The 24053-nt window shown below is 41.7% G+C and carries 22 protein-coding genes; all 22 read left to right on the top strand.

Going from position 1 to position 24053, the window contains the following annotated elements; genetic code table 11:
• The first annotated feature begins 6 nt into the window (after positions 1-6).
• The 22 genes from fabD to topA all read left to right on the top strand — a co-directional run bounded on the left by fabD (position 7) and on the right by topA (position 23897).
• Positions 7-954 (top strand): ACP S-malonyltransferase, encoded by a 948-nt coding sequence (fabD, locus tag N1I87_RS10960; RefSeq protein WP_003354542.1) that lies wholly within the window; start codon positions 7-9, stop codon positions 952-954.
• Complete coding sequence (fabG, locus tag N1I87_RS10955; protein ID WP_048623139.1) at positions 951-1694, top strand: 3-oxoacyl-[acyl-carrier-protein] reductase; 744 nt, start codon at positions 951-953, stop codon at positions 1692-1694. The genes fabD and fabG overlap by 4 nt, the downstream gene beginning before the upstream one ends.
• Before the next feature lie 41 nt (positions 1695-1735).
• Positions 1736-1969: an acyl carrier protein gene (acpP, locus tag N1I87_RS10950; protein WP_003354545.1), complete on the top strand. Its 234-nt coding sequence runs from the start codon at positions 1736-1738 to the stop codon at positions 1967-1969.
• A gap of 459 nt (positions 1970-2428) precedes the next feature.
• Positions 2429-3160 (top strand): ribonuclease III, encoded by a 732-nt coding sequence (rnc, locus tag N1I87_RS10945; protein ID WP_270582966.1) that lies wholly within the window; start codon positions 2429-2431, stop codon positions 3158-3160.
• A gap of 14 nt (positions 3161-3174) precedes the next feature.
• Positions 3175-6741: a chromosome segregation protein SMC gene (gene smc / locus N1I87_RS10940; RefSeq protein WP_341101733.1), complete on the top strand. Its 3567-nt coding sequence runs from the start codon at positions 3175-3177 to the stop codon at positions 6739-6741.
• Between the two features lie 162 nt (positions 6742-6903).
• On the top strand, positions 6904-7896 hold the full coding sequence (ftsY, locus tag N1I87_RS10935; RefSeq protein WP_341101732.1) for a signal recognition particle-docking protein FtsY: 993 nt from the start codon (positions 6904-6906) through the stop codon (positions 7894-7896).
• A 280-nt stretch (positions 7897-8176) separates the two neighbouring features.
• Entirely contained in the window at positions 8177-8509 is a 333-nt protein-coding gene (locus tag N1I87_RS10930) for a putative DNA-binding protein (RefSeq protein WP_341101728.1), read from the top strand.
• 29 nt (positions 8510-8538) lie between these two features.
• Positions 8539-9879, top strand: a complete 1341-nt coding sequence (ffh, locus tag N1I87_RS10925) for a signal recognition particle protein (RefSeq protein WP_341101726.1) — start codon at positions 8539-8541, stop codon at positions 9877-9879.
• Between the two features lie 200 nt (positions 9880-10079).
• The gene (gene rpsP / locus N1I87_RS10920; RefSeq protein ID WP_003354551.1) at positions 10080-10352 is read left to right on the top strand and encodes a 30S ribosomal protein S16; all 273 of its coding nucleotides are present in this window, start codon (positions 10080-10082) and stop codon (positions 10350-10352) included.
• Between the two features lie 293 nt (positions 10353-10645).
• Positions 10646-11038 (top strand): YlqD family protein, encoded by a 393-nt coding sequence (locus tag N1I87_RS10915; RefSeq protein ID WP_327797886.1) that lies wholly within the window; start codon positions 10646-10648, stop codon positions 11036-11038.
• A 4-nt stretch (positions 11039-11042) separates the two neighbouring features.
• Positions 11043-11561 (top strand): ribosome maturation factor RimM, encoded by a 519-nt coding sequence (gene rimM / locus N1I87_RS10910; RefSeq protein ID WP_327803103.1) that lies wholly within the window; start codon positions 11043-11045, stop codon positions 11559-11561.
• Positions 11558-12310, top strand: a complete 753-nt coding sequence (gene trmD / locus N1I87_RS10905) for a tRNA (guanosine(37)-N1)-methyltransferase TrmD (RefSeq protein ID WP_341101721.1) — start codon at positions 11558-11560, stop codon at positions 12308-12310. The genes rimM and trmD overlap by 4 nt, the downstream gene beginning before the upstream one ends.
• Positions 12311-12474: 164 nt before the next feature.
• Positions 12475-12819, top strand: a complete 345-nt coding sequence (gene rplS, locus N1I87_RS10900) for a 50S ribosomal protein L19 (protein ID WP_003354556.1) — start codon at positions 12475-12477, stop codon at positions 12817-12819.
• A gap of 362 nt (positions 12820-13181) precedes the next feature.
• Complete coding sequence (gene lepB, locus N1I87_RS10895; RefSeq protein ID WP_040341500.1) at positions 13182-13721, top strand: signal peptidase I; 540 nt, start codon at positions 13182-13184, stop codon at positions 13719-13721.
• A gap of 169 nt (positions 13722-13890) precedes the next feature.
• On the top strand, positions 13891-14745 hold the full coding sequence (ylqF, locus tag N1I87_RS10890) for a ribosome biogenesis GTPase YlqF (protein WP_341101719.1): 855 nt from the start codon (positions 13891-13893) through the stop codon (positions 14743-14745).
• Between the two features lie 366 nt (positions 14746-15111).
• Complete coding sequence (locus tag N1I87_RS10885) at positions 15112-15900, top strand: ribonuclease HII (protein ID WP_341101716.1); 789 nt, start codon at positions 15112-15114, stop codon at positions 15898-15900.
• Positions 15897-17711 (top strand): hypothetical protein, encoded by a 1815-nt coding sequence (locus N1I87_RS10880; protein WP_341101714.1) that lies wholly within the window; start codon positions 15897-15899, stop codon positions 17709-17711. The genes N1I87_RS10885 and N1I87_RS10880 overlap by 4 nt, the downstream gene beginning before the upstream one ends.
• Complete coding sequence (locus N1I87_RS10875) at positions 17708-18001, top strand: EscU/YscU/HrcU family type III secretion system export apparatus switch protein (protein ID WP_341101710.1); 294 nt, start codon at positions 17708-17710, stop codon at positions 17999-18001. Before N1I87_RS10880 ends, N1I87_RS10875 begins: the two co-directional genes overlap by 4 nt.
• A gap of 182 nt (positions 18002-18183) precedes the next feature.
• Complete coding sequence (sucC, locus tag N1I87_RS10870) at positions 18184-19344, top strand: ADP-forming succinate--CoA ligase subunit beta (RefSeq protein ID WP_341094729.1); 1161 nt, start codon at positions 18184-18186, stop codon at positions 19342-19344.
• A 16-nt stretch (positions 19345-19360) separates the two neighbouring features.
• Entirely contained in the window at positions 19361-20263 is a 903-nt protein-coding gene (sucD, locus tag N1I87_RS10865) for a succinate--CoA ligase subunit alpha (protein WP_341101708.1), read from the top strand.
• 414 nt (positions 20264-20677) lie between these two features.
• Positions 20678-21547, top strand: coding sequence for a DNA-processing protein DprA (gene dprA / locus N1I87_RS10860; protein WP_327797880.1), 870 nt, complete (start codon positions 20678-20680; stop codon positions 21545-21547).
• A 274-nt stretch (positions 21548-21821) separates the two neighbouring features.
• On the top strand, positions 21822-23897 hold the full coding sequence (gene topA / locus N1I87_RS10855; protein ID WP_341101706.1) for a type I DNA topoisomerase: 2076 nt from the start codon (positions 21822-21824) through the stop codon (positions 23895-23897).
• Positions 23898-24053: the final 156 nt, after the last annotated feature.

Genomic DNA, 24053 nt, shown 5'->3' with positions numbered 1-24053 from the left:
ACAAGAATGGGAAAAATAGCCTTTGTATTTCCTGGACAAGGATCACAAACAGTTGGCATGGGGAAGGAATTGGCACAACAAGATCAGGAAGCTGCCGCCCTTTTCGCTAAAGCAGATGAAAAACTTGGTTACTCGTTAAGCGATATTATGTTCAATGGCCCTCAAGAGACGCTCACACTGACGTATAATGCTCAGCCGGCTTTATTGACTGTAAGTTCGGCGCTAGTGAACAGGCTCAATAAAGAGGGAATTCATGCCGATTATGCCGCTGGACACAGTCTGGGAGAATATTCTGCGTTGACTTATGCCGGAGCTCTCCGTTTCGAAGATGCCGTTTATACTGTGCACATGCGTGGACGTTATATGGAAGAAGCAGTTCCGGCAGGTGTAGGGACAATGGCTGCCGTGTTGGGCATGGAGCGTGAAGAACTGCTGAAAGTGACGGAAGAAGTATCGCAAGGCGGGGATAGTGTCCAATTAGCCAATTTGAACTGTCCTGGGCAAATTGTCATATCGGGGACAAAAAAAGGCGTCGAAACAGCTGGAGAACTGGCCAAGGAACGTGGAGCTAAAAGAGTCATTCCACTGCAAGTGAGCGGGCCGTTCCATTCTAGTTTAATGAAGCCTGCTACAGAAAAACTGGAAAAAGTGTTGGATCAAATAGAGATTCATGACTGCAAAGTCCCGGTAGTCGCCAATGTGGACGCCCGTCCGGTTCAACTTGCCAGCGATATTCGTGCTAAGCTGTTGGAACAGCTTTATTCTCCTGTATTGTGGGAAGATACCATTCAAACACTTTTGGAGCTGGGGGTTGATACTTTTATTGAAATTGGGCCGGGAAAAGTACTGTCTGGTTTGATTAAAAAAGTGAACCGCCGAGTTCGTACATTCGCCGTTTCGGACGAAGAATCGATTCGGTCCACCGTTCAAGAACTGAAGGAGGGAACAGTGTGAGATTAGAAGGAAAAGTGGCCCTTGTGACAGGGGCTTCAAGAGGAATCGGCCGGGAAATAGCGCTTGAGTTTGCAAGAGAAGGAGCCGATGTAGCTGTTAATTACGCTGGCAGTGAAGAAAAAGCCCGTGAAGTAGCCGAAGAAATTAAAGCAATGGGAAGAAAAGCACTCCTTGTTCAATGTGATGTTTCGGATAGTCAAGCTGTTCAAGATATGATAAAATCAGTTGTCGATTACTTTGGTGGTTTAGATATCCTTGTCAATAACGCTGGTATTACGAGAGATAATTTGATTTTGAGAATGAAAGAAGAGGAATGGGATGCTGTCATCAACACGAACTTAAAAGGTGTCTTTTTATGTACAAAGGCAGCAGCACGGGCCATGATGAAGAAAAGAAGTGGTCGCATTATCAATATTTCCTCTATTGTCGGGATTACTGGAAATCCAGGTCAAGCGAATTATGTGGCAGCCAAGTCAGGGGTAATCGGTTTAACCAAAACCACCGCGAAGGAGTTTGCTTCGAGGGGAATTACGGTCAATGCGATCGCGCCTGGATTTATATCTACTGATATGACAGAAGACCTGCCAGAAGAAGTAAAAGAAGCCATGATCAAACAAGTTCCTCTTGCTCGAATAGGGGAGCCGAAAGAGATTGCAAGAGTGGCCTTATTTTTGGCGTCGCCTGATTCTAGTTATATGACTGGGCAAATATTGCGGGTTGACGGTGGAATGGGCATGTGATATAAGAGTTAAGTCGAAGTATTTGAGGGGAGGTGAGTAGAATGGACGACGTTTTAGAGCGTGTAACTAAAATTGTTGTGGACCGCCTAGGAGTGGAAGCATCTCAAGTGACGCTTGATGCTTCTTTTAAAGAAGACCTTGGTGCTGATTCTCTTGACGTAGTAGAACTTGTCATGGAATTGGAAGATGAATTTGAAATGGAAATTTCTGACGAAGAAGCTGAAAAAATCGTAACAGTCGGTGATGCTGTTAATTACATAAAAAGTAAACAATAATCGTCAGAAGTTTAAAGCGGTCGCTCGTCCTTCCAAAAGGAGGCGGCTGCTTTTTTTTGTAAGAATCTTTGTTTCAAACACATTTATTCCCATATACGATTTTTTCTAATCCTCCTGTATACATATCGCAAATGGCAATTGTTTAACGGAAGAAATGACATTTCACATTCCATTAGTCAGAACACATGAAGGATCAACGATGATCGTCTTTCCAAAACAAATGATTGAATGTCCATGACCATAATGCTCGAAAAGTTCAACTAGTCATCAGTTTTTTTCATTAACTCTGATGAAAGTTGCACTTTTACACTAATTATTTCAGAAGGCTCTGTGCCGAAAAGAAAATTGAGAAAACATTTTGCGCTGAAAGGATATTTCGTCTAAACTTGTTATGTGAGTGAAGATGGAGGCATTCAGACTAAGAAGTTTTTCATTTTATGCTAGTGGAGGAACTTTGTAATGAGGAAACAATCCAAAGAAGACAAGAGAATAGAAGAGCAGCGATTTCGGCAGCTGCAAAAGAAGCTTGAAATTGATTTTCATGATCAAAGCCTTTTAATGCAAGCCTTTACCCATTCATCTTATGTGAATGAGCATCGAAAAAAGCCAAATGATGATAACGAAAGGTTGGAGTTTTTAGGAGATGCAGTGCTGGAACTGACGGTATCCAATTATTTATTCAACAAATATCCTTTCATGAGCGAAGGTGAATTAACAAAGCTGCGTGCGGCGGTTGTATGTGAACCTTCCCTTGTCGGATTCTCCAACGAACTGCAATTCGGTCAATACATTCGATTGGGAAAAGGAGAAGAGCTGACTGGAGGACGAACGCGGCCTGCTTTGCTCGCTGATGTGTTTGAAGCGTTCATAGGAGCTCTTTATCTTGATCAAGGATTAGAGGTCGTTGTCCAGTTTTTAGAAAAAATCGTGTTTCCTAAAATCGATGCCGGTGCTTTTTCTCATGTGATGGATTTTAAAACTCAGCTTCAGGAAATGGTTCAAAGGGACGGAAACGGTATTTTAACGTATCGTATACTGCAAGAAAAAGGACCGGCCCATCATCGGGAATTTGTTTCTGAAGTTGCCTTAAACGGTCAGGTTCTCGGCGTAGGGACAGGGCGGTCCAAGAAAGAAGCGGAGCAGCGTGCCGCCGAACAAGCATTGGCTAAACTAAAACAAAATCAGAAATGACAGGGGGAAAATAAATGTTCCTCAAACGATTGGAGATCGTTGGCTTTAAATCGTTTGCTGACAGAATCACCATTGATTTTGTTCCTGGTATTACAGCAGTGGTTGGGCCAAACGGATCGGGGAAAAGCAATATTACCGATGCCGTCAGGTGGGTATTAGGAGAGCATTCTGCAAAGTCGCTCCGCGGATCAAAGATGGAAGATGTTATTTTTGCTGGGAGTGATACCCGCAAAGCTTTAAATTTTGCGGAAGTTACGTTAGTTCTCGATAATGAAGATGAATTTTTGCCGCTGGAATATAATGAAATCAGTGTCACTAGAAGGGTGACTCGGTCTGGTGATAGCGAGTTTTTTATTAACAAACAGCCATGTCGATTGAGAGACATTGTCGAATTGTTTATGGATTCCGGTCTTGGCAGGGAAGCTTTTTCTATGATAGGACAAGGCCGCGTAGAAGAAATTTTGAACAGCAAGCCGGAAGACAGACGAAGCATTTTTGAAGAAGCAGCGGGAGTGTTGAAATACAAAACGCGCAAAAAAAAGGCAGAGGCCAGATTGGCTGAAACAGAAGAAAATCTAAACAGGGTCAATGACATTTTGCACGAACTGGAACACCAAGTAGAACCGCTCAAAATTCAAGCTTCTATCGCCAAAGATTATCTTCAGAAAAAAGAGGATTTAGAAAAGGTGGAAGTGGCTTGCATCGTTTATGAGATTGAAGAATTGCATAAGCGATGGGAAAAATTGAGCAGCGAGCTGGATAGTCATAAAAAAGAGGAAATGGCTCGATCGGCCGAACTTCAAAAAAAGGAAGCTAGGCTTGCGGAGTTGAGAGATCAGCTGACGGCACTGGATGAATCCATCAGTGATTTGCAAAATGTCTTGTTGGCGGCCAGTGAAGAATTGGAGAAACTGGAAGGGCAAAAAAAGGTATTAATAGAAAGAAAGAAAAATGCGGCTCAAAACGAAAGCCAATTAAGGCAAAATATTATCGAACTTACAGAACGTCTTCAATCTTTGCAAAACGAAAAAGAGATTCTCAAACAAGAAACGGAAAACTGTAAAGAGGAAGCGCTCGCCTTAAAACAATCACTTGCTGAAAAACAAAAACAATTAAACGAGCTGGCCGACGACGTAGACGAACGGATTGATTCATTAAAAACCGATTATATCGATCATTTAAACAATCAAGCATCTATCAAAAATGAGCTGCAGTACATTGAACAACAATGGCAGCAATATGAAGCTCGCCAACAAAGGCTGACGAAGGAAAACGAAAAATATTTAAGCACTCGTACTGAATTTGAGAACGAAAGAAAAAATTTAGAAAACGAGTTGAAACGAATTGAACTTGAGCTGAATCAGCACATCCAGTCTTTCCAAACGGAAAAACGAACGATTGAAGCACAGAAACAAAAATATGCGAAATTGGAATCGAATTTATATCAAGCCTATAAAATTCTGCAGCAAGCCAAGTCTCGTAAAGAAATGCTCGAAACGATGGAAGAAGAGTATGCCGGCTTTTTCCAAGGCGTAAAAGAAGTTTTGAAAGCTAAAAATTCGGTTCTTCATGGAATTGAAGGAGCGGTGGCTGAACTGATTGAAGTCCCGAAAGAATTGGAAAAGGCTATCGAGACAGCTCTCGGCAGTGCTACCCAGCACATCGTGACGGTGGACGAGCGTTCTGCCCGTGAAGCTATTGGTTTTTTAAAGAAGCATCATTACGGCAGGGCGACTTTTTTGCCGTTGAATATCATAAAAGGCAAATCGATTTCCAATGACCTGATTTCCTTGCTGCGATCGGATAGCCGTTTTGTCGGAATTGCGGCAGAATTGATTCGTTGTGAAGATAAATATCGTGACATCATTTCCAATTTGTTAGGAAATGTTGTGATCACAACGGATTTAAAAGCAGCTAATGATCTGGCTAAAAAACTTGGATACCGATTGCGGATGGTAACGCTTGATGGCGATGTCGTCAACCCCGGAGGTTCCATGACAGGAGGAGCAGTTAAACAAAAGAATGCTTCCATTTTAAGTCGCAAAAATGAGCTGGAATCTTTAAAGCAGGAAATCGAAATCATGGAACAAAAAACAACGGAGGCGGAAAAAAAGGTAAAGGAATTAAAATCGGAAATCCAATCCCGCGAAGCTCATTTGGAAGAAATGCGAAAAGATGGGGAAAAGCTTCGTTTGCAGCAGCAAGAATGGAAAGCCAAATGGCGTGAAAACGAAATGGCCTTTGAGAATCTAAATGAAAAGCTGGCCGTGTACGATTTGGAAAAATCGGAATACGAGCGGGAAAAACAAGCGTTGACAGAGCGAAAAGAGTCTTTGCTTCGATCTCTTGAAAATACAGAATCTGCGTTGAAGAAAATCAATGCTGAATTAGAACGTCTGACAGAGCAGAAATATCATGAGAAAGAATCAAAAGAAAAACTGCAAAGTGAAATCAGCGATTTGAAAGCATTATTGGCGGTTAAAAATGAGCAGCTTAACGCACGCAAAAAAGAACTTCAAAGAGTAGAAACGGAGATTGAGGCAACGTCCAACAAACAAAAGCAATTGGAAAACGATTTGAACGATTTGCAGTCCGAAATGGTGAACAGTGAAGACGGGGAATTTCAAGTGGAAGCAGCTGCTAAGCAAAAATCCCAAGATAAGGAAGAGACAGCACGTCTCATCTCATTGAGAAGGGAAGAACGATTCAAGCTTCAGCAAATCATTGAAGATGAAGAACTTGAATTAAAAGAATTAAAACGAATTCATAAAGGTCTTGTCGAAGTCGTTCAAGATGAAGAAGTAAAGATTAATCGTTTGGATGTCGAACTAGAAAACCGTCTTTCCGTTTTAAATCAAGAATACAAGCTTACATTTGAAGCGGCAAAAGAACATTATCCGCTTACGATTCCCATTGAAGAAGCTCGCAAGCAATTAAAACTAATCAAATTGGCGATTGAGGAATTAGGGACGGTCAATTTGGGAGCGATAGATGAGTATAAGCGGATTTCCGAACGTTATTCCTTTTTGTTGGAACAAAAAAATGATCTTCAAGAAGCGAAAGAAACACTCTATCGTGTGATCTCCGAGATGGATGAAGAAATGGCTCGACGTTTCGAAGAGACCTTCACTGCTGTACGTAAACAATTTGGCTCGGTTTTTTCGCAATTGTTTGGTGGAGGAAGAGCTGAATTAAAATTAACAGATCCTGAGCATATGTTGACTACCGGTATTGAAATAATTGCTCAGCCTCCAGGAAAAAAACTGCAAAATTTGGGGCTTCTCTCCGGCGGAGAACGGGCGCTTACGGCCATTGCATTGCTCTTTTCGATTTTAAAAGTACGTCCCGTTCCATTTTGCATTATGGACGAAGTAGAAGCAGCGCTTGACGAAGCCAATGTCTATCGCTTCAGCCGTTATTTAAAGCAATTCAGCGAAGAAACACAGTTTATTGTCATCACTCACCGAAAAGGTACAATGGAAGAAGCCGATGTGCTGTATGGAGTCACAATGCAAGAATCAGGAGTATCAAAGCTGGTTTCCGTCCGGTTGGAAGAAACGAAGGAATTGTTAAAAGTGTAAGAAACACTTTTTCTTAATGTCTCATTTTGAACTTTTTCTTTTAAGAATCAAGCAATCTTCTGTTTAAGTTCAAATTCGATTTTTATTCAGAATACAAAGGTTTGTTTTGAAGGTAAAAAGAAGCGCAAAGACTCTGGTAGTATGAGTAAAGGAAGTGAAATGATGAGCTTTTTTCAAAAACTAAAATCAAAATTTACGAAATCAACGGATACTGTAACAGAAAAATTCAAGAGCGGTTTGTCGAAAACAAGAAATGGATTTTCGAGTAAAATCAACGATTTGATCGCCCGCTATCGGAAAGTGGACGAGGAGTTTTTTGAGGAATTGGAAGAAATTATGATCAGTGCCGATGTCGGTGTTCAAACCGTGATGGAACTGGTGGAAGAGCTGAAAATGGAGGCAAAACGCCGGAAAATTCAAGACTCTGCTGAATTGCAAGATGTGATTGTGGAAAAACTCGTGGAGATTTATCAAGGGGGAGATGAAACCCTTCATGAACTCAATCTCCAGGAAAACAGTCTGACAGTTATTTTATTTGTCGGCGTGAACGGGGTCGGCAAAACGACAACGATAGGGAAGCTGGCCCATAAATTTAAAAATGAAGGAAAATCAGTGCTTCTGGCTGCAGGTGATACGTTCCGCGCCGGAGCCATTGAACAATTGGAAGTATGGGGGGAAAGGGTCGGAGTCGATGTGATCAAACAGACTGAAGGTTCGGACCCCGCTGCTGTCATGTTTGACGCCATCAAAGCAGCAAAAGCGAGAAAAGCGGACGTTCTCCTTTGCGATACGGCTGGACGCCTGCAAAATAAAGTGAACTTGATGAAAGAATTAGAAAAAGTGAAACGCGTGATCGAAAGGGAAGTGCCCGGGGCTCCTCATGAAGTGCTTCTCGTTTTAGATGCCACAACCGGCCAAAATGCACTGATCCAAGCAAAAACCTTTAAAGAAGCTACCCAAGTCACAGGAATTGTGTTGACCAAGCTGGATGGCACGGCGAAAGGGGGCATCGTGCTGGCGATACGAAATGAATTGCAAATTCCGGTAAAATTTGTTGGACTTGGTGAAAAAATGGATGATTTGCAGGAGTTTGATGTTGAAAAGTATGTATACGGATTATTTTCCGACCTTATGAAAGAGGATTCCACCAACTGACGTTTTGGGGGAGAGGCAGGAATAAAGGCTTCTTCTAATACCGTTTGAGCCACAGCTGGGACTATCCGGTCAGATGGAAATAAACAGTCTATGGCTCAAACGGTTTTTCACTTTTGAAATAAGGGGAATGGGAGCTCCATGAGTTCCTTTATCGCCAAAAAGCGCTTTATATTCTGTCGTCAGGCACATGCAAGGGAATTTCCTTGACATTTGAAGTCATTCAAAGTACACTGAAATAGTGTAAAGGAATTCCACTTAACAACGAAAAGAGGGGAATGGCATGCTGGAAAAAACAACGAGAATGAATTTCTTGTATGATTTTTATCAATCGTTGTTGACTCCAAAGCAGCGTAATTATATGGCCCTCTATTACCTCGATGATTACTCGTTGGGGGAAATAGCAGAAGAATATGGTATAAGCCGTCAAGCGGTTTATGATAACATTAAACGGACAGAAGCCATGCTGGAAGAATATGAAGAAAAATTGTCTTTATTCAAAAAGTTTCAAATGAGGACTGAACTGTTTCAACAATTAAAGAATGCCATCTCTTCTGACAACCATTCAAAAGAGCAGTTGCTCGAGTTGGTGGAACAATTGGAGAAGTTGGAGTAGATTTTTTATAAAGAAAGGAGGCGGCAGCATTGGCTTTTGAAGGATTGGCCGAGCGTTTGCAAAACACCATTCAAAAAATCCGCGGCAAAGGAAAAGTATCCGAAGCGGATGTGAAAGAGATGATGAGAGAAGTTCGTTTAGCGCTTTTGGAAGCAGACGTCAACTTTAAAGTTGTAAAGGAATTTGTTAAAAAAGTGAGCGAACGCGCCGTTGGCCAAGAAGTGATGAAGAGTCTGACTCCCGGCCAACAAGTCATCAAAGTCGTTAAGGAAGAATTGACCGAGCTGATGGGCGGTGAACAGAGCCAAATAGCCGTTGCGAAGCGTCCTCCGACTGTTGTAATGATGGTCGGTCTCCAAGGAGCGGGGAAAACGACGACAACAGGCAAGCTGGCTAACCTTTTGAGGAAAAAATACAACCGCAAGCCGTTACTGGTCGCTGCGGATATTTACCGTCCTGCCGCCATCAAGCAGTTGGAAACTCTCGGCAAACAGCTGAATATGCCTGTCTTTTCTCTCGGCGATCAAGTCAGCCCGGTGGAAATTGCCCAAAAGGCGATTGAAAAAGCAAAAGAAGAGCATTATGACTATGTTTTAATTGATACCGCCGGCCGGCTCCATATTGATGAAAATTTGATGGAAGAATTAAAACAAATCCAGTCTTTGACCAAGCCTGATGAAATTTTTCTTGTCGTTGATGCGATGACAGGGCAGGATGCTGTCAATGTCGCTCAAAGCTTTGATGAACAGCTTGGCATCACCGGCGTTATCTTAACCAAGCTGGACGGGGATACACGCGGAGGGGCAGCCTTATCGATTCGTTCGGTAACAGGTAAGCCCATCAAATTTGCCGGAATGGGCGAGAAAATGGATGCTCTTGAACCTTTCCATCCGGAACGAATGGCATCGCGCATTCTCGGAATGGGAGATGTGCTGACATTAATTGAAAAAGCGCAGGCTTCCGTTGACGAAGAGAAAGCAAAACAGCTTGAACAAAAAATCCGAACGATGTCATTTACACTCGATGATTTTCTTGACCAATTGGGCCAAGTCCGCTCGATGGGTCCACTCGATGAATTATTAAAAATGATCCCCGGAATGAACAGGATCAAAGGGCTGAACAACATTCAAATCGATGAAAAGCAAATCAGCCATGTGGAAGCGATTATTCGCTCAATGACAAAAGAAGAGAAAGAGCATCCGGAAATTATCAACTCCAGTCGAAGAAAACGTATCGCAAAAGGAAGCGGTACAACCATTCAAGAAGTCAATCGGCTGTTGAAACAATTTGAAGAAATGAAAAAAATGATGAAACAAATGACCAGCATGCAAAAAGGAAAGAAAAAGGGTTTCAAATTCCCTTTTATGTAAAGCAATGAGCGGCCCGTAACTATTTCACCCTTTTCATGTGAGATCTATGATGTTTTACTTTTACGGGTCTTGATCTAAACACTTTTAAATAGTAAGTTTGTTGAGGCAATATTCATGTGTTAAGAAAAAACACTTTACAAGCAATAGGATTTTTTGATAACATACTATCTTGTGTGAAACTATTCGGAGGTGCATTAATCATGGCAGTAAAAATTCGTTTAAAACGTATGGGGGCAAAAAAAGCTCCGTTCTATCGTATTGTAGTGGCAGATTCTCGTTTTCCTCGCGATGGCCGTTCTATTGAAACCATCGGAACATACAATCCGTTGACTCAACCGGCTCAAGTCGAAATTAACGAAGAATTGGCGCTTAAATGGTTGCAAAACGGTGCAAAACCGTCTGACACAGTTCGCAACCTTTTCTCTCAAAAAGGAATTATGGAAAAATTCCACAACGCTAAATACGGCAAATAAGAATAATTGAATTCATTCTTGCCGTTGACCAACCTTTCGTGGACCACTCGGAAAAGGCTCCGTGTCGATCCGCGAAGAGAGGTTTCTAGCCTTTCCAATGGACCGGCTGATGCCGGAAAAGTGGTTGGAAAATACGGACGTATGGTGAAAACCATTCGGACTGTTCTTTAGGCAGCTAGTGCTGATATAAAGGAAAAAGTATATTTGGAAATTGCCGAAAAAGGGAGGGGAAACCTCCCTTTTTGTATAGGACTCGTGGTCAGCCTATTGGGGGCAATCTCGGAGGTGTCCCGATGGAAATTATCCAAAAAGTGGTCGTTAAGCAAGTATTAACGGAAAAAAGCAAAGAGTTGCTACTCCAAAAATACTCGGAAAAAATCGAGCAGCTGGAAAAGGAGTGTGCTCAGCTTCAATTTGAACAAAAAAAGGTAGAAAAAGAAAAAAAATTCTCCCTTGCGCAAGTTCGTGCCTATTTCGGAAAGGAAATCGACAAACGAAGAGAAAAAATCAAGCAACATGAATTTCAACTTCAACAATTGGATTTATTGCCGCTTGGAAGCGAAATAAAAGAGCAGGAATTGGAGACGATTGTAACAGTGGAAATTGGAGACCGTTGGGATGAAGTGGCAAAAGGGAAAACGATTGTCGTGAAAGACGGAATAATTATTGACATTCGTGAGGGGTGAAAGAATGGAGAAATGGTTCAATATCGGTAAAATCGTGAATACACACGGAATCAAGGGAGAAGTGCGGGTGCTCTCCCGTACCGACTTCCCGGAAGAACGCTATAAAAAAGGCAATACTCTCTATTTATTCCTCCCCGGACAAACGGAAGGAATTCCGCTCGTGGTGAATAGTCATAGGACTCATAAGTCATTCGATCTTCTTTCATTTGAAGGTTATGAAAGCATCAACGATGTGGAAAAGTTTAAAGGTGCGATGTTAAAGATTCCTGAAAGCCAGCAACACGAATTGGAGGAAGGGGAATATTACTTTCATCAAATCATTGGCTGTCAAGTAAAGACGGAAGATGGCGACCCGGTGGGAATCGTAACGGAAATTCTTACACCGGGAGCCAATGATGTCTGGGTGGTAAAAGACTCCAATGGAAAAGAATATTATATTCCGTATATTGAGGACATCGTGAAGAAAGTAGATATTGACGAAAAAATCATTATAATCCATCCAATGGAAGGACTGCTGTCATGAAGATTGATATTTTAACATTGTTTCCGGAAATGTTTGACGGTGTCTTGTCATCTTCCATTCTAAAAAAAGCGGCAGAAAAGCAAATTGTCACCTATCATGTAGTCAATTTCAGAGAATTTTCGAATGACAAGCATCAATCAGTAGATGATTATCCATACGGGGGCGGTGCCGGGATGGTATTAAAACCACAGCCCATTTTCGACGCCGTCGCCCATTTGAAACAAAAAAGCGAAAACACTCAGCCAAGAGTGATCCTTATGTGCCCACAAGGCGAGAGATATACGCAAAAAAAAGCGGAAGAGCTTGCCGAAGAAGACCATTTGATTTTGATTTGCGGACATTATGAAGGCTATGATGAACGTATTCGGACGATCGTTACCGATGAAATTTCCATTGGCGATTTTGTGCTGACTGGAGGCGAAATCGGTGCGTTGGCAGTTGTCGACAGCGTTGTAAGACTGCTTCCCGGAGTTTTAGGCAATGAGAATTCACCGATTATGGACTCTTTTTCCTCTGGATTGCTGGAACATCCTCATTATACAAGGCCCGCCGACTTTCGTGGGTTGAAAGTTCCAGACGTGCTGTTGTCCGGAAATCACCGATTGATTGAGCAATGGCGGATGAAGGAGTCGCTGCGAAGAACTTGGGAAAGAAGGCCTGACTTGTTAGAAAATTTTCCATTAACTCCTGAGCAAAAGGAATGGCTGCAAGAATGGGAAAAGGGGAATTACTCGTCCTCCGACTCTTAAAAACGTACTGGCAAAATTTCTAATTGCTGCTTGATTTGCGGTTGGCGATATGATAAGATTTAGCTTGTGATTTGAACGAAATATTTCGTTCTTTTCGTTTGAAAACGATGTTCCGCTGCAAACGATCGATCTGCAAGAGCATCTGTTGGAAGGAGTTGAATACGATGCACCATTTAATTGATGAAATTACAAAAGAACAACTTCGCAATGATATTCCTGATTTCCGTCCAGGGGATACTGTACGCGTACACGTTAAAGTTGTAGAAGGAAATCGCGAACGTATCCAAATTTTTGAAGGTGTTGTAATCAAACGCCGCGGCGGCGGAATCAGCGAAACTTTTACTGTACGTAAAGTTTCTTACGGTGTAGGGGTTGAACGTACATTCCCTCTTCACACACCAAAAATTGCGAAGATTGAAGTTGTGCGTCGCGGTAAAGTTCGTCGTGCGAAACTTTACTATTTGCGTAACTTGCGAGGAAAAGCTGCTCGTATTAAAGAAATTCGATAATAGAACGATCTTTGCAAAAAGGAGCTTGTATTCAAGCTCCTTTTTATGTCCCAATACATACTACATGCTGTTCCAAATGGTGGCAAAAATAGTTTAAATGAAGTAAAATAAATGCCATGTATGGATTCTTCAGACGAAGCTTCGTTTTAAGGATGACCAAGTACACTGTGTGAATAAAGCTTCAACAAATAGTAAGAGTTGCGGCAGGAAAACGTATCGATCAGATTATATTCCCGTTTTCTCTGCTTGAATTAATAGAAAAACAAAAGCCGTTTTTCCTCGGAATTTGTGTGGCAAATGGTCCGAGGAAACAGCATGCAGGCGCAATTTTGATTCTATATAGGCATTGGGTGGTGGACAATTTGGCAAAACAGAAAAATGAATTATGGGAATGGACAAAAGCTCTTTTAATCGCAGTGGCTCTCGCGGCGATTATTCGTTACTTCGTTTTTGCTCCTATTGTGGTTGACGGACTTTCGATGATGCCGACACTACATAACGGAGACCGTATGATTGTCAATAAACTTGCGAAACCCAAACGATTCGATATTGTCGTATTTCACGCACCGGAAGGAAAAGATTATATTAAACGAGTGATCGGGCTTCCGGGAGATAGAATCGAATATAAGAACGACAAATTGTATATTAATGGAAAATATTATAAAGAACCCTATTTAGACAAATACAAAAAAGAAGTGACGGACGGCCCTTTAACACAAGACTTTACTTTGAAAGAAATTATTGGCCGCGATACAGTGCCAAAAGGAGAGATTTTTGTCTTAGGGGACAATCGCCGATTCAGCAAAGACAGCCGCCATATCGGGACGATCAAAATGGATAAAATAGTAGGAGAGACAAAGTTTATTTATTGGCCGATTAAAGATTTCGGAATAGCCAAATAGCCCGTTTTTTGTACCAAAAGGGATGTTTTTTTTGTCGTTCCATTAAACACCTGTTTCCCGAATCATGGATTAATCTTAGAATTTCTCGTTGGAATAAGCTTGGCTTGATTAAAACACTTCATCTCAATAGCTAAGCTTATCAGAAACCATTCAGATAGGAGGTGAAATCATGACGATACAATGGTTTCCTGGCCATATGGCAAAGGCGAGGAGAGAAGTGACCGAGAAACTTAAACTTATTGATATCGTTTTTGAGCTGGTAGATGCTCGTTTGCCACTGTCTTCACGAAATCCGATGATCGATGAAATCATCCAACAAAAACCTAGAATCGTTTTATTGAACAAAGCGGATTTGGCTGATTCGGAATGGACGAAAGAATGGATCGCTTACTTCAAGAGTCGCCAATTGCCCGCCATTGCAATAAACTCTCAAGAGGGTCAGGGACTTTCCCAAATAATGAATAAGACAAAAGAGCTGTTGAAAGAAAAATTTGATCGAATGAGAGCAAGGGGGATCAAACCCCGAGCTGTTCGTGCGATGATTGTCGGTATTCCAAATGTGGGGAAATCCACTCTGATTAATCGGCTGGCTAAACGAAACATTGCCAAAACAGGCAATACCCCAGGTGTGACGAAAGCCCAACAATGGATAAAAGTGGGGAAGGAACTGGAACTCTTAGATACCCCAGGTATTTTATGGCCTAAATTTGAAGATGAGGAAGTAGGCTATAAATTGGCGCTAACGGGGGCCATAAAAGATTCGATTATTAATTTGCAAGATGTTGCAGCGTATGGACTGCGATTTTTAAAGGAGCATTATCCCGAGCGTCTAACAGAGCGATACCAGATTGACCCTCATTTGGAAATCATCGAAATGTTTGATGCCATTGGAAAACTGAGAGGCTGCCTGCTAAAAGGCGGAGAAATTGATTACGATAAAACAACTGATATTATCATCCGCGATATCCGTTCTGAAAAGTTAGGGAAATTGACATTTGATTTTCCGGAAAATCACCTTTCTTAAAGATATTTGCGGCGTAATCCCTTTTTTTAACCGGCCTGTGAAGGAATAAAGACGAAGCCTTTTTAATACTGCTGAATTTTTTCCATATGGACTCTTCAAAGTTAAATGAATCGGACGATGTCCACGACAGACTCAAGACCCTCTTAGCGGGTCTTTATTTTTTATTGTGAAAAGCCGATAATAAAACAAAGAGGGGACATGCCCCTTATCCAATATCGAGCATTTTCTGATGAAATTCAGCTGACGATTCGAAGTTTCGGATGTTTATTCTGTCCTTTTATCCGGATAGAAAGAAAAGGGATTCTTAGAATAGAAGTAGTAGTTTTGAAAGATTTCCGTTCCATTTCAAAAAGGAGGAGACGGTATATGAGCCTGACAATTGGGGAAATCAAAGAAAAAATCAAAGAGATCGAGTCTGAGGATGACCCGTTATTTCGGGAATGGCTGCGTGATGAGCGAAAAGGAGTGCAAAAACTGATTCAGGCTTGGTATAAAGAACAAGAAAAGAAACAGAGAGAAAAAGAACAATTTCGATCACTATTTACTTATGAAAATAAAGCCAAAAAAAAGGGTTATTCGATTATTGCCGGAATCGATGAAGTTGGCAGAGGGCCGCTTGCCGGACCCGTTGTAGCGGCGGCGGTCATTTTGTCGGAAGATTTTTATTTGCCGGGTCTCAATGATTCTAAAAAACTGAATAAAGCAAAACGAGAATCCTATTATACATACATTAAACAACATGCAGATATAGGCATCGGGATCGTGGACCATAAGGAAATTGACCAATTGAACATCTATCAAGCGACAAAAAAAGCAATGCAGATGGCTGTACAATCGCTCACTCGAACTCCGGATTATTTGCTGATCGATGCCATGACTCTCCCGCTTTCTGTTCCTCAAGAATCTATTATAAAAGGAGACAGTAAAAGCGCTTCGATTGCCGCCGCATCGATTGTTGCGAAAGTGGAAAGAGACAGGATGATGGAACAGTTCGCAAGGAAGTACCCCTATTACGGATTTGATCAAAACATGGGCTACGGAACGAAGGAACATCTCGATGGTTTGAAAATATACGGCCCTTCAGACATCCATCGCCTATCCTTTTCTCCGGTGAAAGAAATCGTAGAGAGCCTAAAAGGGGAGAAGATTCATTGAATATTTTGCAAAGTATTGTTTCCCTAAAAGGAATCCCTCAGGAAAGACAAGTCCATTTTCAGACAGGAGAAATGTTTTCGGCCAAAATTGTCCGGTGGCTTCCGCAAAATATGGCAGAAATCAATATAAAAGGACAAAAGATGTTCGCTAAAATGGAAGTTCCGCTCCAAGCCGGAGAACGGTACTGGTTTATAGTAGCCACGGTGAAAAATGGTTTGCACTTAAAAGTGCTTGCCAATGCAGCAGAAATGGGGACAGACCCTAAACTTGCGGCCGAAAGTCTTGTGAAAAAACTTTCTCTTCCCGTTTCTCCGGAGATCAAGGCGATTGCAGAAAAAATGGCGGCTGAACAATGGGTGCTGACAAAAGAAAAAATGGAAAATGCAGCCCAATGGCTGAAGCTGACGGATACAAAAGCAGGGCTTGACATTTTAAAGTTGATGATGGATCGTTCCCTCCCATTTACGAAAAGCGTCTTTAATTCATTGATGTCAGTAATGGGGGAGACGGACAGCACCCATTCATTGTTGGCGGCATTAAGGGAACAGATGGCGTCTTCATCACCTGAAGGAGATCTTGTACCCCCATTGATGAACACGCTTCATCAAATAAAGGATCCTTCCACAAAATTATTGGCAATGAAGTTTTTCCAAAAGTTTCTTGCGCTTCTGGAAAGCGGCGGTTCATCCGAACAAGATGCCGCAGCTGATTTGCTTCAAAAGTGGGGATTTTTGCCGAAAGAAGAACAAAACGGTGTTCGTCTGTCCGATTTGGCGATCAAATGGCTGAATTCTTTATTTTCTTCTTCAACGGATGATGATTCCTTTCAACGGCTTTTTTCATCGGGGGAGATTGGAAGAAAACAGCTTTCATCCTTTTTATCCCGGCTGGATCCCGCCCAGCAAGAATTGGTTCGTGATATTTTGCGTGAGAGTGGATCGAAACGGTTGCAGACAACGGAATGGGCTGAAAAAGTTTATTCGGCATTGCTGAAGGAGGCGGCATCCATTCCGGAAAACGGTGAAATCTCATTAAAGAAACTAGCTGCTTTGCTGACAGTTTCGGAAGACCGGCTGCTAAAACTAGTGGAACAGGAGGCTGACCGTACGAGACAGCTTCCCTTAGATAGCTTAAGCGAAGGGGAAAAACTGTTTCAAGGCTTGTGGGAAAAAGTAAAACAAGAGACGGAAAATCATTTAACAGGCAAGGATGCTTTTGCTCTCTTGAAAACGATGATGAAATTATTGGGCGCCGATTACGAATCCAACCTTTTATCTTTCACTGAAAATTGGAAAGAAGTTTTAAAACCACAGCTGGCCGATCTTGTAAAAGACCAGGCTTCCGGAGAGATCAAAGACAGCGCCGAAAAACTGTTGGCAAGGCTGAATGCATATCCGATTTTATCAAACGATCTGGGAGCCGCTCAAACCATTGTCATGAATTTTCCTCTTTCTTTTTTCGGACTCAACACAGATTTGACCATAAAATGGTCGGGAAAAAAGAACAAAGACGGAAAGCTTGACCCGGACTATTGCCGAATTCTTTTTTATTTGGATTTGAAAAATTTAAAGGAGGTTGTTGTCGATATGCAAGTTCAAAACCGTATCGTCACTCTCCTTATAATGAGCGACAACCCGGAATTAAAAACGATTGCCTCTCCGCTTCTATCCAACTTAAAAGAAGGATTGCAACAGATTCGCTACCAATTATCTTCTGTCCAGTTTAAACCTTTAGATGAAAAAAACGGGAAAATGATCCTTCGGGAAATGATGCAAGATCCATTTTCGACCGGAGTGAATATTTTGATATGAAAAAAGAAAACGGAATAAAACGAAAACAAGCAGCTGCTCTTTCTTATGATCCTCATAAGCATCAAGCTCCAATTCTTATCGCTAAAGGGTCGGGCAAAACGGCTGAGGCGATTATTGAAAAAGCTAAAGAAAACCATATTCCCATTCAAGAAGACCGTAATTTAGTGGAATTGCTTTGCAAACTGGAATTGTCTACAGCGATACCGGAAGAACTGTATCAAGCAGTTGCAGAAGTTTTTGCCTTTATTTATCGGTTGGATAAAGCAGAGGAAGAAGGGCATAATGAGTGAACCGGCGGAACGCCGGTTCTTTTGTACAATTATTAAAGTAAACGAGAAGAATAGGGACATAAAATACAAAAAAAAGACATAAATGCTGATAAAAAGAGAGAAGAGCTAGACAAATAGTCAGAGTTTTTATAAAATAAAAAATACGCAGTCCATTATTGGTTGTTAATAGGAGGATGGAATGAATGAATATCCATGAGTACCAAGGAAAAGAAATACTCAGAAAGTATGGGGTGGCGGTTCCAAACGGCAAAGCGGCTTATTCTGTGGAAGAAGCAGTCGAAGCCGCTAAAGAACTGGGGACGGATGTTTGGGTTGTGAAAGCGCAGATTCATGCTGGGGGACGTGGAAAAGCAGGCGGCGTCAAAATTGCGAAAAACTTAGATGAAGTTCGTACATATGCGGAGGAATTGTTGGGGAAAACACTTGTCACACATCAAACTGGTCCAAAAGGCAAAGAAGTAAAGCGATTACTTATTGAAGAAGGCTGCGATATAAAGAAAGAATATTATGTGGGGATCGTGCTGGACCGTGCCGCTTCCCGCGTTGTATTAATGGCTTCAGAAGAAGGCGGTACGGAAATAGAAGAAGTGGCTGCGAAGACACCTGAGAAAATTTTCAAAGAGACGATAGATCCATTAACGGGATTAACACCTTTCCAAGCCCGCAGGATTGCTTTCCATATCAACATTCCAAATGAACTGGTGAATCAAGCGGCGAATTTCATGCTGGGTCTTTACAAAGTATTTGTTGAGAAAGACTGTTCCATAGCAGAAATTAATCCGCTTGTTGTGACCGGAGACGGAAAAGTCATGGCGTTGGATGCAAAGCTTAACTTTGACTCAAATGCTCTGTATCGTCATAAAGATATCCTTGAATACCGCGATTTAGACGAAGAAGATCCAAAAGAAATCGAAGCTTCTAAATATGATTTAAGCTACATTTCTCTTGAAGGCAATATCGGTTGCATGGTAAATGGAGCTGGTCTTGCGATGGCGACCATGGATATCATTAAATATTACGGCGGTGAACCGGCGAATTTCCTCGATGTCGGGGGCGGCGCTACAGCTGAGAAAGTAACGGAAGCTTTTAAGATTATATTATCTGATCCCAATGTAAAAGGGATATTTGTCAATATTTTTGGAGGCATTATGAAATGCGACGTCATCGCGACGGGTATTGTCGAAGCCGCTAAAGAACTTGGCTTGCAAGTTCCGCTTGTGGTCCGTCTCGAAGGAACCAATGTGGATCTAGGCAAGAAAATTTTAAATGAATCTGGTCTTCATATTATAGCCGCAGAATCCATGGCGGATGGAGCACAAAAAATAGTGGAACAAGTAGGTTAAGAAAGGCGGGGAAAAAATGAGTGTATATGTGAATAGAGAAACAAAAGTCATTGTTCAAGGAATTACCGGATCTACTGCTCGATTCCATACAAAACAAATGCTGGAATATGGTACGAAAATTGTGGGCGGTACTTCTCCTGGTAAAGGCGGAACGGAAATAGAAGGGGTTCCCGTATTTAATACTGTGAAAGAAGCCGCCGAAACCACCGGGGCAAACGCATCGGTTATTTATGTACCTGCGCCTTTTGCTGCCGATGCGATTATGGAAGCAGTAGATGCTGAACTGGAATTGGTCGTCTGCATCTCGGAGCATATTCCCGTTTTGGATATGGTTCAAGTAAAACGATTTATGGAAGGAAAGAAAACACGGTTAATTGGTCCCAACTGTCCAGGCGTTATTACACCGGAAGAATGCAAAATTGGCATTATGCCCGGATATATTCATAAAAAAGGCCATGTCGGCGTCGTTTCCCGGTCTGGAACTTTAACGTATGAAGCTGTGCACCAATTGTCACAAGCCGGTATTGGCCAATCTTCAGCTGTCGGGATCGGAGGAGATCCTGTCAACGGAACGAATTTTATTGATGTTTTAAAAGAGTTTAATCATGATCCCGACACTTATGCCGTCATTCTGATTGGAGAAATCGGCGGTACCGCAGAGGAAGAAGCAGCCCGTTGGATAAAGGCCAATATGAAAAAGCCGGTTGTCGGATTTATCGGCGGAAGGACGGCTCCTCCGGGCAAACGTATGGGTCATGCCGGCGCGATTATTTCAGGCGGCAAAGGGACGGCGGATGAAAAAATCCGCGTGATGAAAGAATGCGGCATTAAAATAGCGGATACGCCGGCGAAAATAGGCGAAACATTGATTGAAGCCATTAAAGAGGCAGGACTGTACGAACAATGTAAGACCCATTGACCAAAATGAAGTTTAAACAGACAATCTTTTTTTGTCAAAATACTTGTAATAGTCGGCCGTTGGGAAAAGAAATCGGTGGTTCTGCAACCAACCATTGCTGAAAAGTCCCAACGGCTTATCAAGCTTAACTAGGAGTAAGAATATTTCTTAGTACAAGATTGTTTCGGTGCTTAATTTAGTAAAAAGTTCGTTTTCTACCGTTCCGTTCCTTTAGATGCCTCAATGTATTGACCCCAATTTGTAAAAAGGACGCTGTATTAAGAACCAATCAGACATTCGGAAGAGTTTCCCCATTGAACCAATATCAGACTTGCCAATATTGAAGAAGGGGCTTCCTGCCCGTTCATGTGCGATAAAGGAAACTTCCGTCAAGAGACCGGTGATGGTTAGTTGAACCAAAAAAGGAGGACTTTTATGGATGAATTGTCGCAAAAACTGTTTCATTTATCTCATTGCCCGTCGATGACTTGGAACAGAATCTTTCGCCTGTTAAAGGCCGATCCTTCGTTGAAACATATCTACTCTTATTCTGCCCGCCATTTCAGTGAAGTTTTGTCCATCCCCTTGGAAAAATCTCTTCAGATTTATCACGAAATCCATTCCTTTGACATTCATCGATCGTTGAATATATATAATCGTTATCAAATTAAGTTTTTTCCCATATATGATTCTAATTATCCTCGCTTGTTAAAGCAAATCCCCACCCCGCCTTGGGGTCTTTATGCAGCAGGAGATTCCCGGCTTTTATCTGATGAGAAAAAGATTGCGTTTGTTGGATCCAGAAAAGGAAATGATTATGGAAAAAAAGTCATCTCCGAGTTTATACCGCCGTTGGTAGAGGAAAAATTTATTATTGTCAGCGGTTTGGCTTCCGGTATTGATTCCTTCAGCCACCAAGCGGCCTTACAAGCTGGCGGGAAAACCATTGCTGTACTTGGCGGCGGCTTTTTTCATCTTTATCCGAAAGAAAACGCTCCTTTAGCTAAACTTATTGCGGAAAAAGGGCTTTTAATTTCAGAATATCCGCCAAATAGGAAACCGAAAAAGTGGCATTTTCCGGAACGAAATCGAATTATTAGCGGTATGACGATTGGTACGGTGGTCATACAGGCAGGAAAGCGGAGCGGATCTTTGATCACCGTTCAGCATGCTTTGGAGCAAGGAAAAGAAGTGTTTGCAGTCCCCGGCGCCATTTTTGATCCCCTTTCCGAAGGCACACATGATTTAATTGCGGATGGAGCTCATCTTGTTAGAAACGCCGAAGATATTATAAAGGCTTTTTAAATGGAGGCAAAGAAAAAAATTTCAACATAAAAATGAAAATAGGAATTTTTTCATCCACAACGGATTATGAATGAAAAACAGATTTTTTATGTAAAAAGGTTGCATTTCTTTTCATTCTGTTATACATTGTGCAACAGAATACTCGCAAACAAGTTTCCAAAATTATGAAAACTGAAAAACGAGAGAAAACATTACAAACGGAAGATGCCTCTAATCAGTGGGTATATCTTTCGTATAAATGTTTCCATTTTTACCCGTTAGGGGAGGTTTACACATGTCAGATTATCTCGTAATAGTGGAATCCCCAGCAAAAGCAAAAACCATTGAAAAATATTTGGGGAAAAAATATAAAGTGAAGGCTTCCATGGGGCATGTCCGCGATCTGCCTAAAAGCCAAATGGGAGTTGATATAAAAAATCGTTTTGAACCAAAATATATTACTATTCGCGGAAAAGGCGCCATCTTAAAAGAGCTGAAATCAGCAGCCAAAAAGGCGAAAAAAGTTTATCTTGCCTCCGACCCGGACCGTGAAGGAGAAGCCATTGCATGGCATCTGGCTCATAGTCTAAACCTCGACATGGACTCAGACTGCCGTGTGGTTTTCAATGAAATCACAAAAGATGCCATTAAAGAATCTTTCAAACATCCACGGCCGATCAATATGGATTTGGTCGATGCCCAGCAGGCGCGCAGGGTGCTGGATCGTCTCGTAGGGTATAAAATAAGCCCGCTGCTTTGGAAGAAAGTAAAAAAAGGATTGAGCGCAGGCCGAGTTCAATCGGTTGCACTTCGGCTTATCATCGATCGAGAAAAAGAAATTCAGAATTTTAAGCCGGAGGAATATTGGACGATCGAAGCAGTCTTTCGAAAAAATAGCGATCGTTTTCAAGCTTCGTTTTACGGGATCGATGGAAAAAAACAGGATGTGAAATCAGAGGAGCAAGTAAAGGAAATTTTAGCGAAACTTAACGGAGAAGAATTCACGGTTGACAGCGTTACGAAAAAAGAACGAAAACGAAACCCTGCTCCGCCTTTTACCACATCTTCTTTACAGCAAGAAGCTGCCAGAAAGCTTAATTTCCGTGCGAAGAAAACAATGATGATCGCCCAGCAGCTTTATGAAGGGATTGATCTGGGAAAAGAAGGCACGGTCGGTTTGATTACGTACATGAGAACCGATTCGACACGTATATCGGAAGTGGCTCAGAAAGAATCTTTACAGTATATAGAAGAACATTTTGGAAAAAACTATACTCCAACGGAAAAGCGAAAAGAAAGAAAGCAAACAAATGCTCAAGATGCCCATGAAGCAATTCGGCCTACCAGCACATTTAGAGAGCCGGCGAAAATAAAAGAATATTTAACCAGAGACCAATTTAAACTGTATAAACTGATTTGGGAGCGTTTTGTAGCTAGTCAAATGGCTCCTGCGATCATGGATACCATCAGTGTGGATCTTCTGCAAAATGGGGTCCTGTTTCGGGCAAATGGATCCAAAATAAAATTTCCGGGATTTATGAAAGTTTATGTGGAAGGAACGGACGATAACAAAGAAGAAAAGGAAAATTGGTTGCCTGATTTACAAAAAGGTGATAGAGTAAATTCGGAAAAAATTGAACCTGTACAGCATTTTACACAACCACCGCCAAGATATACGGAAGCTCGTTTAGTGAAAACGCTGGAGGAGCTTGGGATTGGACGACCGTCCACCTATGCTCCTACTCTTGATACGATACAAAAACGAGGCTATGTGTCTTTAGATAATAAACGCTTTGTTCCCACAGAGCTTGGCGAAATTGTCTATGAATTATTGCTTGAGTTTTTCTCGGAAATTGTAGATGTGGAATTTACGGCCAATATGGAAAAGGAATTGGATGAAATCGAAGAAGGAAAAGTAGAGTGGATCAAAGTCATAGATGATTTTTACAAAGGCTTTGAAAAACATTTGGATAAAGCAGAACAAGAAATGGAAAAAGTAGAAATAAAAGATGAGTATGCCGGGGAAGATTGCGAACGATGCGGAAGCCCGATGGTATTTAAAATGGGCAGATACGGAAAGTTTATGGCCTGCAGCAATTTTCCGGAATGCCGAAACACTAAGCCGATAGTGAAAGAAATCGGAGTGAAATGCCCGAAATGCCATAAAGGAAATATAATAGAAAGAAAAAGCAAAAAAAGCCGGATTTTTTACGGCTGCGACCGTTATCCGGAATGCGATTTTCTTTCATGGGATAAACCGATTGATCGTAAATGCCCGAAATGCGAAGGACTGTTAGTAGAAAAAAAATTAAAAAAAGGTGTGCAAGTTCAATGTACACAGTGTGAATATAAAGAACAACCGCAACAATAAATGGAATTTGGCTGCATGATTGAATGTGGGCGTTCTTTGTCCTTTCGTTCCGAAAATGCCTGCAGCAAAAGCAGTCCGTAAAACAGCCTCGTGTGAGGAATGTTAAGATTCCAATAAGATCACGGAAGGGTGGGCAAAATCGCTCACTCTTTCTTC

Source organism: Bacillus sp. FSL W8-0102 (assembly GCF_038007225.1).
In the GTDB taxonomy this organism is placed as follows: Bacteria; Bacillota; Bacilli; order Bacillales; family DSM-4216; genus Bacillus_O; species Bacillus_O smithii.
The sequence above is the reverse complement of the archived record's forward strand: the minus strand, read 5'-3'. Positions and strand labels throughout refer to the sequence as shown.

Bases quoted from the DNA above. Each gene is read 5' to 3' on its own strand.
- fabD (WP_003354542.1), top strand. From the start codon at position 7: ATGGGAAAAATAGCCTTTGTATTTCCTGGACAAGGATCACAAACAGTT.
- acpP (WP_003354545.1), top strand. From the start codon at position 1,736: ATGGACGACGTTTTAGAGCGTGTAACTAAAATTGTTGTGGACCGCCTA.
- rnc (WP_270582966.1), top strand. From the start codon at position 2,429: ATGAGGAAACAATCCAAAGAAGACAAGAGAATAGAAGAGCAGCGATTT.
- smc (WP_341101733.1), top strand. From the start codon at position 3,175: ATGTTCCTCAAACGATTGGAGATCGTTGGCTTTAAATCGTTTGCTGAC.
- ftsY (WP_341101732.1), top strand. From the start codon at position 6,904: ATGAGCTTTTTTCAAAAACTAAAATCAAAATTTACGAAATCAACGGAT.
- N1I87_RS10930 (WP_341101728.1), top strand. From the start codon at position 8,177: ATGCTGGAAAAAACAACGAGAATGAATTTCTTGTATGATTTTTATCAA.
- rpsP (WP_003354551.1), top strand. From the start codon at position 10,080: ATGGCAGTAAAAATTCGTTTAAAACGTATGGGGGCAAAAAAAGCTCCG.
- N1I87_RS10915 (WP_327797886.1), top strand. From the start codon at position 10,646: ATGGAAATTATCCAAAAAGTGGTCGTTAAGCAAGTATTAACGGAAAAA.
- rimM (WP_327803103.1), top strand. From the start codon at position 11,043: ATGGAGAAATGGTTCAATATCGGTAAAATCGTGAATACACACGGAATC.
- trmD (WP_341101721.1), top strand. From the start codon at position 11,558: ATGAAGATTGATATTTTAACATTGTTTCCGGAAATGTTTGACGGTGTC.
- rplS (WP_003354556.1), top strand. From the start codon at position 12,475: ATGCACCATTTAATTGATGAAATTACAAAAGAACAACTTCGCAATGAT.
- ylqF (WP_341101719.1), top strand. From the start codon at position 13,891: ATGACGATACAATGGTTTCCTGGCCATATGGCAAAGGCGAGGAGAGAA.
- N1I87_RS10885 (WP_341101716.1), top strand. From the start codon at position 15,112: ATGAGCCTGACAATTGGGGAAATCAAAGAAAAAATCAAAGAGATCGAG.
- N1I87_RS10875 (WP_341101710.1), top strand. From the start codon at position 17,708: ATGAAAAAAGAAAACGGAATAAAACGAAAACAAGCAGCTGCTCTTTCT.
- sucC (WP_341094729.1), top strand. From the start codon at position 18,184: ATGAATATCCATGAGTACCAAGGAAAAGAAATACTCAGAAAGTATGGG.
- sucD (WP_341101708.1), top strand. From the start codon at position 19,361: ATGAGTGTATATGTGAATAGAGAAACAAAAGTCATTGTTCAAGGAATT.
- dprA (WP_327797880.1), top strand. From the start codon at position 20,678: ATGGATGAATTGTCGCAAAAACTGTTTCATTTATCTCATTGCCCGTCG.
- topA (WP_341101706.1), top strand. From the start codon at position 21,822: ATGTCAGATTATCTCGTAATAGTGGAATCCCCAGCAAAAGCAAAAACC.